Consider the following 14,446-nt stretch of genomic DNA (forward strand, 5'->3'; position numbering starts at 1 on the left):
AATCCATGATTATTAAAAAGACTCAACTTGGCCTATTGGTTTCACTATTCATGCTAACAGGAATACTGAATGCCAATGACTATAATGAATACCCTGACATACAAAACTTCACAAAGGACTTGGTTGAAAATCATGGTTTTGCAGAGGAGCAAGTCCATGACTTATTTGCTAAAGTCAATAAACAACAAGCTATTCTCGACTTAATTGCCAAACCCGCAGAAAAAGCCAAAGAATGGAAAGAGTATCGCCCTATTTTTATGACCCAACAACGCATTAATGAAGGGGTTGCTTTTTGGAACAAGAACCAAGCCGCTTTAGAAAAAGCAGAAAAAATATATGGCGTTCCTGCACAAATTATTGTTGCCATTATTGGTGTAGAAACTTTCTATGGTCGTAATATGGGCAATTGGCCTGTTATGGATGCGCTGACCACATTAGGTTTTGACTACCCTCCTCGAGCTGATTTCTTTCGTAAACAATTAAAAGAATACATGCTGATGACACGTGAAGAACAACTCGACCCGCTCTCACTAAAAGGTTCTTACGCAGGGGCAATGGGAATGGCTCAATTTATGCCAGGTAGCTTTAGAGCCTACGCTGTCGACTTTGATGGTGACGGACACATTGATATCTGGAATAATCCTACCGATGCTATTGGAAGTGTAGCTAATTATTTCAAAGCACATCGTTGGCAAACCAACCAACCTGTTGCATTCCAAGCTACTACAAACGGCGACAAAGTAAATACCGTGTTATCCTCAGGGCTTGAATTAGACCAAACAATTGCTAAACTAAAGCAAGCTGGCTGGACATTGCCTATCACATTGCCTGATAATACACCCGTTATTGCCTTCAAACTTCAAGGCGAAAAAGGTGATGAGTATTGGGCTGGACTTAATAATTTTGAAGTTATTACGCGCTATAATCGCAGTGTTATGTATTCATTAGCTGTTTATCAATTATCTGAACAATTATTAGCCACTAAAATGAAACAATGAAAAAACTCTCATCTCTTACTCACTTAATCTTACTTAGTGGCTTATCCATCCTCATTATCGGCTGTCAAACAAAGAAACCCGATGATGTTGATACCTACCAAGACATTGCTAAAACCTCTCCCGAGGGAAAATACGTACGTCCACTAAAAGATGGAGCGCCGTGGTGGGATGTGGATGTCTCTAACATCCCTGATGCCGAACCGACTCCCTTCACAGGAAGCTACAAAAAAAATCCCTATACCGTCTTGGGTAAAACTTACTATCCTATCAGTTCAGCCGTTGGCTATACCTCTGTGGGAACAGCCTCATGGTACGGAACAAAATTCCACGGTCAGGCGACTGCCAACGGGGAGCTTTATGATCTTTATGGTATGACAGCAGCTCACAAAACATTGCCATTACCCAGCTATGTCAAAGTCACCAATCTTGATAATGGGCGTAGTGTTGTCTTAAGAGTAAACGATCGTGGTCCTTTCCATTCTGATCGAGTAATCGATCTTTCTTTCGCCGCCGCAAAAAAACTAGGCTATGCAGAAGTGGGAACAGCCAGAGTAAAAGTCGAAGGGATTGATCCAGCCCAGTGGCAAAAAACACATTCATCAGTCACAACGGTTACTAAATCAGAAACAATACAAGTAGCCGCTACTCCTAACGCCCCTATAAAAGAATATACACCTCCTGTAGACCAGCATGCACAGCCCAACGAAACAAATACTGTAAAAAATGGTCTATACTTACAAGTAGGTGCTTTTGCTAACCCTGATGCTGCGGAGCTATTACGACAACGCCTGATGGGAGTCACCACTACACCTGTATTTATTAACGCTGTAGCGCAAGGAAAAACTCAACTTTACCGAGTGAGATTAGGGCCAATAGCTAATCAGCAAGAAGTCCTTAATACCCAGCAGGCTATACGTATTGCTAACTTAGGGAATCCAACCCTTGTTAAACCCTAATTTTTATTAACCTTAATTTATTAAGTAGCTTAACTTATGAAAATTTCCTTATTTATTAAACGAATTACATTATCTGCCACCGTACTTTTCAGTGCATGCTATATACAAGCCCAAGAAATAGCGCCTGCTCCTCCACAATTGGCAGCAAAATCTTATGTGTTAATGGATGCTGCCACGGGGCAAGTACTCATTAATAATAATGGCGATCAACGACTTCCCCCCGCTAGCTTAACCAAGCTTATGACCGCCTATATTGCAACCTTAGAAATGAAAAAGGGGCAAGTTCGTCCTACAGACTTAGTCACCATCAGTGAAAAAGCATGGAAAACTGGTGGCTCTAAAATGTTTGTTGAGGTCAATAAACAAGTTCCCTTAGAAGATTTATTACACGGTATTATTATTCAATCGGGCAATGATGCCAGTGTTGCTGTTTCTGAATATTTAGCAGGCAGTGAAGATGTGTTTGCTGACATGATGAATAAAACAGCACAACAACTTGGCATGAGTAATAGCCACTTCATGAATGCCACAGGCTTACCAGACCCTAATCATTTTTCTTCAGCTCATGACATGGCAACATTAGCACGTGCCATTATTTATGAAGACCCTGCACACTACAATATTTATAAACAAAAAGAGTTCCTTTGGAATAACATAAAACAACCTAATCGTAATTTATTACTTTGGCGCGACAACACCGTTGATGGCTTAAAGACAGGCCACACGGATGAAGCAGGCTATTGTATGGTTGCATCAGCTAAACGTGATGATCTTCGCTTAATTGCTGTATTATTTGGAACCAATAGCGAAAAAGCACGTGCTGAAGAGACACAAAAACTATTAACGTATGGATTTCGCTTTTATGAAAATAAAACTTTCTACAAAAAAGGCGATAAACTCGCTACGCTAGAGGTTTGGAAAGGTACTCAATCAGAAGTACCTGCTGGCCTTAGCCAAGATATTTCATTAACCTTATTAAAAACGCAATTTAATGGTCTGCATGCACAACTATCCACCCAAAAACAATTAACAGCCCCAATACAAGCGGGGCAAGTGGTAGGTAAAGTGGAAATCAAAAATGCCAATAACCAAGTAGTTTATAGCACTGATTTGGTTGCCTTGCAATCAGTAGAACAAGGTGGTCTCTTCAGACGTATATGGGATAGCATTGTATTATTCTTTAAAGGGCTATTTAGCTAGGATGATATATTCATGACAAATCAAGAACCACCTAAAATAGAGTTTCCTTGTAAAAACTATGGTATTAAAATCATTGGTGATGCCCATGATGAGTTTAAACCGCTGGTTATTGAAATCTTGCATCGTCATGTTCCAGATTTTGATGAATCAACAATAACAGACCAATACAGCAGTAATGGTAAATATCACTCATTAAGAGTAAAAATTACAGCAACAGGTGTTGATCAGTTAAAAGCCATTCATGATGACTTAAAAGCCACTGGTCGAGTACATATGGTTTTATAATGGCGAATAGTGAGACGTTAAATGTTCGCAAGCTAGGTACACAACCCTATGAATCCGTCTGGCTTGCGATGAAAACGTTTACAGATAACCGCACACAAGAAACACTTGACGAGGTTTGGATACTTCAACACACCTCTGTTTTTACTCAAGGCAGCGCAGGAAAAGCTGAGCATGTATTAATGCCAGGAGATATTCCTGTTATTCAATCTGACCGTGGAGGGCAAGTAACTTACCACGGCCCCGGTCAACTCATTGTATACTTAATGATTGATGTAAAGCGCCACCATCTTGGTCCAAGATTATTAGTAACAGCCATTGAAAATTGCCTAATAGGTCTATTAGCTAGTTACGGTATAACCGCCTACTCAAAACCTGATGCCCCAGGTGTTTATGTAGGGCAATCAAAAATTGCCTCCCTTGGTTTAAGAATACGCCACCATGCTTCTTTCCATGGTTTTGCACTCAATGTGGACATGGACTTAGAACCTTTTTCCCGCATCAATCCCTGTGGTTATGCTGGTATGCAAATGACACAACTCAGTGAGTTTATAAGTCCTATTGATTTTGATGAACTGACAGAACGCGTCATTACACAAATCACTCAAAAGCTTGCTTATACACACGTTAAATATCTTACAAACTAAAACAACTGATTTAATAAATAGCCCAATGATTCATTGAGTTATAGAATTATTTTCAATGTAAAGAATAAGTAAAATTTAGGTAAACCTGTCAATAAATAAAATAGTTATTGTATGATGACTGGCATATCAATATATTTTAATGAGTGTGACAATGAAGAAAGCGAAGAAAACGATTATTTTATCAATGATTCTAATAATCATTATTACTCTTATCTACTTTTTTTTCTTCAATAAAGAAGAGCAAATTAGCTATTTAACTGAAAAAGCTAGAATAGGGAATATTCAACGTACCGTTAATACAACAGGCGAAATCAGCGCTAAACAAATAGTGACTGTCGGTGCACAAGCGTCAGGCCAAATCAAAAAACTTTACGTTTCACTGGGACAATCGATTAAAAAGGGCGATATGATTGCTGATATTGACTCAACCACCCAAGAAAATGACCTCAATATCAATAAATCTAAACTTGAATCCTATAAAACCCAATTAGAGGCAAAAAAAGTTGCTCTGGTTGTTGCGCAAAAGAAATACAATCGTGAAAAAAACCTCTTAACAAAAAATGCTACGTCCGATGAAAACCTTGACAGCGCCCGTGACACACTAGCCACAGCCAAAGCCAATGTTGCTGATTTAGAATCATTAATTGTACAAACACAAATTTCTGTGAATACCGCAGAAACCAACTTAGGCTATACCAAAATTGTAGCACCTCTTGATGGCACTGTTGTTTCTATTCCTGTAGAGGAAGGACAAACGGTCAACGCTAACCAAACCACACCAACCATTGTTCAGGTTGCAGACTTGAAGCTTATGGAAATCAAGATGCAGATATCTGAAGGAGATATTACAAAAATTAAACCAGGAATGGAGGTAATTTACAGTATTCTCTCAGAACCCACTAAAACATTTACAGGCAAGCTCGACACCATCGATCCCGGTCTTACAACATTGACGGCAGGAAACTATACAGGCACAACAGACTCCAGCACTGCCGTTTATTATTATGGTAATTTGGTTGTTCCTAACCCCGATGGTACATTACGAATAGGAATGACCACCCAAAATACAATTGTCGTCTCTAATAAAGACAATGTATTAATTATCCCGACCATCACATTAAATACTAAAAATGGTAGAAGCTATGTGTATGTTTTAGAAAAAAACAATACCGTTGTTGAAAAAGAAGTCACGATAGGACTCTCTGATAGCATGAATACAGAAATCATTTCTGGACTCAAAGACGGAGAAAATGTGATTTCTGCCCAAATGAGTAACACAGAAATCGTCCAAAGTAATAACAGCAGAATGCGTGGACCTAGGTTATAACTATGAGTATGATAGAAATCACCAACATCAACAAATATTTTGGCGATGGCGATAACCGTGTTCATGTCCTTAAAGACATCAATATCACCATCGAAAAAGGGGACTTTATTGCCATTATTGGTCAATCTGGTTCAGGTAAGTCGACCCTAATGAACATATTGGGATGTTTAGATACTCCATCAACAGGTTCGTATGCTATCGACAATATAAAAACAGAGGAAATGGATAGTAACGAGCTAGCCAAAATGCGTAGTAAAAAATTTGGCTTTATTTTCCAACGTTATAATCTACTCAGTACTTTAAGTGCTGAAAATAATGTTGCTCTCCCTGCAGTTTATCTAGGACTCGACCATAGCCAACGCTCAGCACGTGCTAAAGAACTTTTAGAGAGCCTAGGCTTAGCAGAGAAAACGCAAAACAAACCCAATGAACTTTCGGGTGGTCAGCAGCAACGCGTAAGTATTGCCCGTGCCCTTATGAACGGAGGCGAAATTATTTTAGCTGATGAGCCAACAGGGGCTCTAGACTCTAGAAGTGGTGAAACCGTGATGGAGATTATTCAAGAGCTCCATAAAAAAGGGCATACCATTATTCTGGTAACACATGATCAGAATATTGCCAACTACGCTAATCGCATCATCGAAATTAAAGACGGCATTATCATCAGCGATCAGCGCAAATCTGACGATATCGTTACAACATCCACCCCATCTCCATCCAAAGAACGTAATAGCTTAATGTTCTATAAAGACCAATTTATAGAATCATTCAAAATGTCCGTACAAGCTATTATTGCTCATAAAATGCGCTCTATCCTCACCATGTTAGGTATTATTATTGGGATTGCGTCGGTTGTCTCCGTAGTTGCTCTGGGGCGTGGGTCGCAAGAAAAAATACTTTCTGATATTAACTCTATGGGGACCAACACTATTAATATTTACCCAGGTAAAGGCATGGGTGATATGCGCTCAGGCAGAGTTAAAACACTTACCGTTGATGATGCTAATGTACTGGCTAAACAAAGCTATTTAGCCAACGCAACCCCAAACACGTCGGCCAGCGGTGTCCTCATCTACGGAAATATTTCTGTCAATGGTCAAATTAATGGGGTTAATGAACAATACTTTGATGTAAAAGGGCTAAAAATAGATAAAGGCCGTTTCTTTAATGATGATGATGTTAAAAATAACAGATCCGTTGTCGTCATAGATCCTAATACACAGAAAAAACTATTTCCTTATGGTGATAACCCTATTGGAAAAGTCATTGTTTTAAATAAGAAACCCCTCGAAATCATTGGCATAACGCAAGATCAAAAAACAGTGTTTGGTAACAGCGACACACTGAACTTATGGTCACCCTATACCACCGTGATGAATAAGATTACAGGTGAACGCTACATCAGTTCCATTATTGTTAAAGTGAATGATGACGTCAGCTCACAAGTAGCTGAAAAAAATCTAATCAAACTATTAACTGTAAAGCATGGTACTCAAGATTTCTTCACCCAAAATACTGACAGTATCAAACAAACTATTGAAAGCACAACCAACACCATGACATTGCTTATTTCATGTATTGCTCTCATTTCTCTTATCGTTGGGGGTATAGGTGTTATGAATATTATGTTAGTATCTGTCACCGAGCGAACCAAAGAAATTGGAATTCGAATGGCAATTGGCGCACGACAACAAAATATTTTAGAGCAATTCCTAATAGAAGCCGTTTTAATCTGTTTAATTGGCGGTCTATTAGGTATTACACTGTCTTATGCTATAGGATTTATATTCAATCACCTAGTCAGTGGCTTTAGCATGTCTTTCTCGGCAAGCTCTATTATTTTAGCACTTGGGTGCTCATCACTTATTGGTATAGTTTTTGGCTTTATGCCAGCACGAAATGCTTCACAACTAAACCCAATAGAAGCGCTGTCTAGAGAATAAGGATACATTAATGAAACCAGTTAGATTACTTATACTCCCTGTTATTGTTTCTACCCTACTTATGGGGTGTACGTCTAATAAAACCCCAGACCAACGATTACAAGAAAGATTACAGCTTACTCAAGAAATAACTGCACGTTATCAAATTGATACTGCATGGTGGAAAATCTACAACGATAATGAGCTCAATAAACTCGTTGAGTTAGCCTTGAAAAACAACATTGATTTTGCCCAAAGTGCCATCAATGTTAATAAAGCACTGTATCAAGCTAATTTATTAAGTGAAGACCTAGTCCCTAGTTTCTCGGGAGGAGCCAGTGGTTCAGCGAGTAAAAACGTTAAAGAAGGCGGTGCAAGCACCCGCTCCGTCAGTGGAAACTTAACATTAAGCTATGAAGTCGATTTATGGCGCAAAATAGCCGATACAGCCAATGCGCAAGAATGGGAATATAAAGCCACAGTACAAGACTTGGAAAGCGCCCGCTTAAGCCTTATCAACAGTGTGGTCGATGCCTATTATAACCTTGTCTATTTAAATGAGGCCATTACAGTCACCGAGCAAAGCATTAAAAACTACCAAGAAATTAGTCAATTGACTGATTATAAATTTCAATACGGTAAAGTATCTGCACTTGACCCTGCGCAAGCGACACAATCTGTTTTATCCAGTAAAAATAACTTAATCGACTTAAAAAGCCAGAAAAAAACTGCTGAGCAGACACTCCGTAACTTACTTAACTTAAAGCCTAATGACCCGTTGGCCATCAACTACCCTAACTTACTTGAACTCCAGCTGCCAGACGTCGACTTAAATATTCCTTTATCTGTGCTAGCTAACAGACCTGATTTAAAAGCATCCGAATATCGCTTAGAAGAAGCACTGCTTAATAAAAATGCAACCGATAAAAGTTGGTACCCTACCATCACACTCGGCGCAGCAATAAACTCCTCATCTGATAAAATTAATACTGCCTTTAATGTGCCTTTTGCCTCTGGTAATGTAGCCATTGACTTACCTTTCCTACAATGGAACAAAGTGCGTTGGAATATTAAAACATCCGAGGCAAACTACGAGTCAGCGAGGCTAACATTTGAAAAAAGCCTTACCACTGCGCTTAATGAAGTAGACACCTACTACTACTCCTATGCTCGTACCAAAGACACCCTAGACAATACCACAGAAAAATACGAGTATGATAAAAAAATTAGCCAATATTATGATGAACGGTATCAACAAGGTGTTGGAGAAATATCTGACTGGCTTAACGCGTTGAATACAGAGACATCCTCTAAAATATCACTCATCAATAATCGTTACCAGCTCATTCAATATGAAAACATGCTCTATAAGGCCATGGCAGGACGTTATATAAAAAAATAAACTGATCTATACACAGATCAGTTTATCAAAAATCACCGTCTACCTACAAAAGACTAATACATTATTAGCTTTTAGGATATTTAATCGCTGTCAGAATCTTAAATAAATCTGCTGTAGAATGAGACTCCATTTCTTTCACCAATGCTTTTAAATCTGTTGCTAAATTTTTATCTATATACCCATCAGTTAACTCATCAAACTTACTTACTGCATCATCCCAAGTAAATGGATTTGAAGGCATACCTGGATAATTTTTAATTTCATGCGATACTGTTTGTCCATCAGTTGTACGAATAGTTATACGTGAGCAAAAATCTTTAGGATAAAGTTTAGTGAATTTATCATCTGCCTTAATTTGTACTTTCTTTAATAAATCTTGTACATCTTTACGTTGAATTCTTTCAGGTAAAAACTGAGGTTGCATTACTTCTTTATCTAAAACAGCGACTGCTAAAAGGTAAGGTAAAGAATGATCCGCTTGCTCTTTTGATGTAATTTTAGTTGCAGCTGATCCGTATAAACCACCACCTGAAAAATCAAATGTTATTTGAGGAACATCCGCCTCAATAGTTTGAATTTTTGTAGGATCTATTGGATGTTTTTTTAATAATGACAAAATGCACTCAATAGCTGATTGAGTATGAATCATTGCCACATACCTCTTGATAGTTGCTGTGGTTACTCCTTCATATTTTTCATGTTCCCAATCAATATCTATTGGCTTACCTAATAAATGCTCTATACCATTTGGCCCCTCAACAATACTTAAAGGCCCTTCTACCCCTCGCTTAGCCAAATAAAGAGCATTAAACGCTCCCAACGTAGATTGAGAAGAGGCTAAGCCTTTCCATTGCGATAATGGCTTCGCCCTAATTCCAGCAAATGAAGCATCACTTGCTGCCGCCATCGCAATACCATTAGCAATTACCTCTTGACTCAACCCCATCAAACGCCCAGCAGCAGCAGTCACTGAAAAAGCAAGTTGAGCCGTATGATCAAGCCCCCGTGTCATAAAATTACCGTACTTAACCAACAATGTTTGTATTGACCAACCAATAGCAACACCTAGCATTAACTCTTTGCCGGATGAGTTAGCAATTGCAGCTGCTGTTAAAACTCCACCAAAATTATCACCTGTATGAGCTGTTTCTGTTGGAGCTAAAGCATTGTCCATCGCATCAACATACCGAACTAATGCAGTATGCCAAAAAGAAGCAAATACAGGGTTTGAAGTACCTCCTGCAATAAGTGGAACATTTCCTGTTGGTGCAAATTCTTGTACTTGTGCGCGACAGGCATTGATAGGACCACTACCCAATGCAGCAATCTGACAGCCCAGTGAATCTAAAATATGAACAGGAATTTGTTGGCGAGAGGCTGAAGATAAATCTTCAAATTTTGCACGACATGCATAATTTGCAATGCGTTCTACTTTTGTTAGTTCCATTTTTTAATCCTCATGTTAAAGTTAAATTATCATAATTAATGCAGTAACAGTTATAATCATACCTAAGGTTGTTATTGCTAAAATAGACGAAGCTTCTTCTTGATATTGTTTATACTTGGTTGCTAACAATACAATCATAGGCCCTGAAGGAAGTGCAGCTAATAATAATCCCTGATTAAATATAGGTGTTCCTTTTGCCATATGCAAAGCAAGAGCAACTATAAAAAATAAAACTGGTAGGCCAATACTTTTTAATAGTGAAATAAGAAGGACTTCTCCTGTTAATTTAAACTTATTAACAGCAATCGTCATACCAGCAACAAAAACCGCAATACCAGCTGTCGCTTTTCCAATCAATTCTAATGAATTATTCATCACACTTGGGGTTTTAATATTTAAAAATACTAAAATGAATGCAAGTAAAGGAGCCCAAACAAAGGGGGTTTTAAAAATAGCTTGGTAAATAGCTGTTCCTACCATTTTATATATCGATACTTCTGGTTTGTTTACGGTAGTATTAGATTTTAATAAATCGACTTTTATAATAATAGTTGCTAAAGGGACTATAAAAACATTAATCACGACTGAAATCATACTAATAGCAACGCCACTGCTTACTCCATAAAGGCTACCTAAAAGCGCTGGCCCATAAAAAGGTCCGGCTGAAAAACTCACTGCAAGCCCAGCAATTGATGACTCAACAATATTCCGCTTAAAAACAAATTTAGCTAAAAATAAACTAAATAAATAGGCAATCAATAAAGTAATGAACAATGAAAAAAATAAAACTAAATCATCGATTAATTGAACTCTAGAAATACTGATGGTTCCAACGAATAACGAGCAAGGCAGAGCGAAGTTTAGAACTAACTCGTTTATGATAGGAATTGCCTTATCATTACCATTGAATTGATTCGTTTTACCTGCGAAAAAACCAAAAGCCAATACAAAAATAATAGGAATAACCACAACCACAGATTGTAAAAAATGCTCCATCATGTCTCCCTCATTAAAGTAATTATTAATTAGCTTTCATATAGTCTTTTTTTTATTAAATTTGTTCAGTCAATATTTTTGACTTTATATTTCCGAGATAGTTTTTAAACGTATTTTATTGAAAAATAAACATAATATTTTCACCCCATAAATACTAGTCACAATAAGTTGTGATCTTGAGCAATATATCGATTAAACCCATTTAAATTTCTGTATTTATTGTTATCAGTTTGTTACTGTGCTCACCGATTTTTACTAGAGAAGTCATATTATGAATGAATGTAAAATAGCAAACCCAGCACCATTAGGACTGCTAGGTTTCGGAATGACAACAGTCTTATTAAATATCCATAACGCTGGATTCTTCTCTGTTACAACAGCGATTGTAGCCATGGGTATCTTCTACGGTGGGATAGCACAAGTGATCGCAGGTATTTTCGAATTTATTAAAGGCAATACGTTCGGAGCAACAGCTTTTACTTCTTATGGATTCTTCTGGTTAACGCTTGTTGGCATCTGGTATTCGCCTACTAATGACCATGCTCAAGCAACACCACCTAGTTTCTTAGGCATTTACTTGGCTCTTTGGGGAGTATTTACTCTCTTTATGTTTTTCGGTACCTTCAAAGCAAATAGGGCTTTACAATTTATATTTGGTAGCCTCACTATTCTTTTTGCTTTGTTAGCCATTGGCAATATTTGTGGCAGCAAGGTGCTTATCACTATTGCAGGGTTTGAAGGTATTCTCTGCGGCGCAAGTGCTATTTATTTAGCCATGGCTGAAGTTCTCAACGGCCAATATGGTAAAACTGTACTTCCTATTGGCGAATAGCTTCTGACAATAGACATAAGGTAGATGGCACACAATGTATCATTTACCTTAGTTAATAAAATGAGACACACCCTGCACTATTCATAAATATCACCGACTAAAAGATATAGCTCTTTTACCTTAAGCATAAAATTTTACGTAACCTTATTCTGATAAAATGATAGAATATAAAGCAACATTAAATCACTAGACAATGTTACCTATAATATAAATACTAATCTAACAACTCACTTAACCCTATTTATATTATAGCTAAGCATACTGAAACTTACGTGTCTAAAATTAAGAGTCGGACTATGACCATACAAAATGAATCAAATACATCTTCTACAAAAGTAACACAAGGTGTAAAACTTAAAGGGGCCGATAAAGTAGCCCGCATTCCGGTTAAAGTAATTCCAACAACCGAGCTACCTAAAAAACCTGATTGGATTCGTGTACGTATTCCTGCTACCCCAGAAGTTGAGCGTGTAAAAACATTACTTCGCCAACACAAACTACACAGCGTGTGCGAAGAAGCCACTTGCCCTAATTTAGGGGAATGCTTTGCGTCGGGGACAGCTACATTTATGATTATGGGCGATATTTGTACTCGCCGTTGTCCATTCTGTGATGTAGGCCATGGTCGCCCGAATGCTCTTGACCCTAATGAACCTAAAAACCTTGCATTAGCTATTGCCGACCTTGGTTTAAAATATGTGGTGATTACCTCGGTTGATCGTGATGATCTACGTGATGGTGGAGCACAACATTTTGCTGATTGCTTAAGAGAAATTCGCGCGTTATCGCCTAAAATACAATTAGAAACGCTTGTTCCTGATTATCGTGGACGTATGGAGATTGCATTAGATATCACTGCTACCGAGCCTCCTGATGTCTTCAATCATAACCTAGAAACTGTTCCTCGCCTTTATAAGTCGTCTCGCCCTGGTTCTGATTTTGAATGGTCACTCGACTTATTATTAAACTTCAAGAAGCGCGTTTCCCATATTCCGACAAAATCAGGTCTGATGCTTGGGTTGGGTGAAACCGATGAAGAAATTATAGAAGTGATGGAAAGATTAAGAGAACACGAAGTAGATATGTTAACCCTAGGCCAATATTTACAACCTTCAAAAAGCCACCTCCCTGTACAGCGCTTTGTACACCCAGACACATTTGAATGGTTTGCAGAGCAAGGTAAAAAGATGGGCTTTAGAAATGTTGCTTCAGGAGCATTAGTAAGATCATCCTACCATGCAGATCAACAAGCACATGGTAAAAAAATTAGCTAATTAACCTATTAATTGCTCTGAGGGGGATTCATTTAATCCCCTTTTTATATATCTAAAAAACAAAATAAAAACGATAAACATTCGTATTTACAACGACATATATTTTAGTATATTTTATTCTGATCTACTGGAATTTTAATAAAATAACGACTAAACTGGACAGGACTAATTAAAATACACTTTCTATCATAAAGTGCCCTAAACATTCAGGAGATTTCAAATGCGTGGGAATCCAGAAGTTATCGATTATTTAAATAAATTACTAACAGGCGAGTTAGCAGCTCGTGATCAATACTTCATCCACTCAAGGATGTACAACGATTGGGACTTTAAAAAACTTTTTGAGCGCCTTGATCACGAAATGCAAGAAGAAACATTACATGCAGACCAAATCATGCGCCGTATTTTATTCTTAGAGGGCAAACCTAATATGCGTCCTGATGATGTTAACATCGGAACGACAGTACCTGAAATGCTCCAAGCTGATCTTCAACTAGAACTTCATGTTCAAAAAGCACTTGTTGAAGGCATTAAACTTTGTGAAGAAAAAGGTGACTTTGTTAGCCGTGACATGCTCAGAGAACAACTAAAAGATACAGAAGAAGACCATGCGTATTGGTTAGAAAAACAACTTGGCCTCATCGAAAAAATGGGCTTAGAAAACTACCACCAATCACAAGTGTAGTACTGTTCTTAACACACAACTCCTCCTTCTATGTGGGAGGAGTTATCTAAATATACTGATCTTGCTATAAAATACGTATACATATTGCAAATAGAATTATTTTTTTCATCTGTTATTCTATTTACTTTTTCAAAATCACCCCTTACCCAACTAAGAATTCTATTTTTTGGGCAACTGATCTCTGCATTCATTGGTATAGCCTTTCTAAAACTATTCGGAAATTCGATCCTTGTGACGGTACTAGCGACGGAGTGTGCCGTTGTAATGATGCAATTTCTAAGATGCATACACCCACCAGCAAGTGCGAATCCATTAGCAATACTACTGACATCAAATCACGTGCATTATAATTTTAGCTTTTTACTCTTTCCAGTGCTTTCTGGCTCTATTGTTTTGGTCATAGTAGCATACGTTGTTATTAATAACTCCCTAAGAGGAACTAAATGGTCTGTATACTGACTTGCCATGTTTAGCACTA

General features: G+C 37.9%; 14 protein-coding genes. 12 read left to right on the forward strand and 2 right to left on the reverse strand.

The features are described from left to right. The first annotated feature begins 5 nt into the window (after positions 1-5). From mltB to tdeA, 8 genes are all read left to right on the forward strand, one after another. Positions 6-998 carry a lytic murein transglycosylase B gene (gene mltB, locus DM558_RS10900; protein WP_127164035.1) on the forward strand — a complete coding sequence of 331 codons (993 nt, stop codon included), beginning with the start codon at positions 6-8 and terminating at the stop codon, positions 996-998. Then, positions 995-1,954, forward strand: a complete 960-nt coding sequence (locus DM558_RS10905) for a septal ring lytic transglycosylase RlpA family protein (protein WP_127164036.1) — start codon at positions 995-997, stop codon at positions 1,952-1,954. Before mltB ends, DM558_RS10905 begins: the two co-directional genes overlap by 4 nt. A 36-nt stretch (positions 1,955-1,990) precedes the next feature. Then, entirely contained in the window at positions 1,991-3,154 is a 1,164-nt protein-coding gene (locus DM558_RS10910) for a D-alanyl-D-alanine carboxypeptidase family protein (RefSeq protein ID WP_127164037.1), read from the forward strand. 12 nt (positions 3,155-3,166) lie between these two features. Continuing rightward, complete coding sequence (locus DM558_RS10915; protein WP_127164038.1) at positions 3,167-3,439, forward strand: HP0495 family protein; 273 nt, start codon at positions 3,167-3,169, stop codon at positions 3,437-3,439. Beyond that, positions 3,439-4,083, forward strand: coding sequence for a lipoyl(octanoyl) transferase LipB (gene lipB, locus DM558_RS10920; protein ID WP_127164039.1), 645 nt, complete (start codon positions 3,439-3,441; stop codon positions 4,081-4,083). The genes DM558_RS10915 and lipB overlap by 1 nt, the downstream gene beginning before the upstream one ends. Positions 4,084-4,234: 151 nt before the next feature. After that, positions 4,235-5,410, forward strand: a complete 1,176-nt coding sequence (locus DM558_RS10925; protein WP_127164040.1) for an efflux RND transporter periplasmic adaptor subunit — start codon at positions 4,235-4,237, stop codon at positions 5,408-5,410. Continuing rightward, on the forward strand, positions 5,407-7,353 hold the full coding sequence (locus tag DM558_RS10930) for a MacB family efflux pump subunit (RefSeq protein ID WP_407644320.1): 1,947 nt from the start codon (positions 5,407-5,409) through the stop codon (positions 7,351-7,353). The genes DM558_RS10925 and DM558_RS10930 overlap by 4 nt, the downstream gene beginning before the upstream one ends. Positions 7,354-7,363: 10 nt before the next feature. Continuing rightward, positions 7,364-8,734, forward strand: a complete 1,371-nt coding sequence (tdeA, locus tag DM558_RS10935) for a toxin/drug exporter TdeA (protein WP_127164042.1) — start codon at positions 7,364-7,366, stop codon at positions 8,732-8,734. Positions 8,735-8,798: 64 nt separating this feature from the next. Here tdeA and DM558_RS10940 read toward each other — a convergent pair whose 3' ends face one another. Together DM558_RS10940 and DM558_RS10945 are read right to left on the reverse strand one after the other, a co-directional pair. Further along, a complete protein-coding gene (locus DM558_RS10940; protein WP_127164043.1) occupies positions 8,799-10,181 on the reverse strand; it encodes an MmgE/PrpD family protein in 1,383 nt (460 codons plus the stop codon). A gap of 21 nt (positions 10,182-10,202) precedes the next feature. Further along, on the reverse strand, positions 10,203-11,150 hold the full coding sequence (locus DM558_RS10945; RefSeq protein ID WP_267128181.1) for an AEC family transporter: 948 nt from the start codon (positions 11,148-11,150) through the stop codon (positions 10,203-10,205). Between the two features lie 298 nt (positions 11,151-11,448). On the opposite strand from DM558_RS10945, the gene satP reads away from it, so the two are divergent. The 4 genes from satP to DM558_RS16065 all read left to right on the forward strand — a co-directional run bounded on the left by satP (position 11,449) and on the right by DM558_RS16065 (position 14,427). Continuing rightward, on the forward strand, positions 11,449-12,009 hold the full coding sequence (gene satP, locus DM558_RS10950; protein ID WP_127164044.1) for an acetate uptake transporter: 561 nt from the start codon (positions 11,449-11,451) through the stop codon (positions 12,007-12,009). Between the two features lie 296 nt (positions 12,010-12,305). Beyond that, positions 12,306-13,283, forward strand: coding sequence for a lipoyl synthase (lipA, locus tag DM558_RS10955; RefSeq protein ID WP_109701670.1), 978 nt, complete (start codon positions 12,306-12,308; stop codon positions 13,281-13,283). A 220-nt stretch (positions 13,284-13,503) separates the two neighbouring features. Continuing rightward, on the forward strand, positions 13,504-13,968 hold the full coding sequence (gene bfr, locus DM558_RS10960) for a bacterioferritin (protein ID WP_109701669.1): 465 nt from the start codon (positions 13,504-13,506) through the stop codon (positions 13,966-13,968). Between the two features lie 30 nt (positions 13,969-13,998). Further along, positions 13,999-14,427 carry an HPP family protein gene (locus DM558_RS16065; RefSeq protein ID WP_127164045.1) on the forward strand — a complete coding sequence of 143 codons (429 nt, stop codon included), beginning with the start codon at positions 13,999-14,001 and terminating at the stop codon, positions 14,425-14,427. The last annotated feature ends 19 nt before the right edge of the window (positions 14,428-14,446 follow it).

The organism is Entomomonas moraniae (genome assembly GCF_003991975.1).
In the GTDB taxonomy this organism is placed as follows: domain Bacteria; phylum Pseudomonadota; class Gammaproteobacteria; order Pseudomonadales; family Pseudomonadaceae; genus Entomomonas; species Entomomonas moraniae.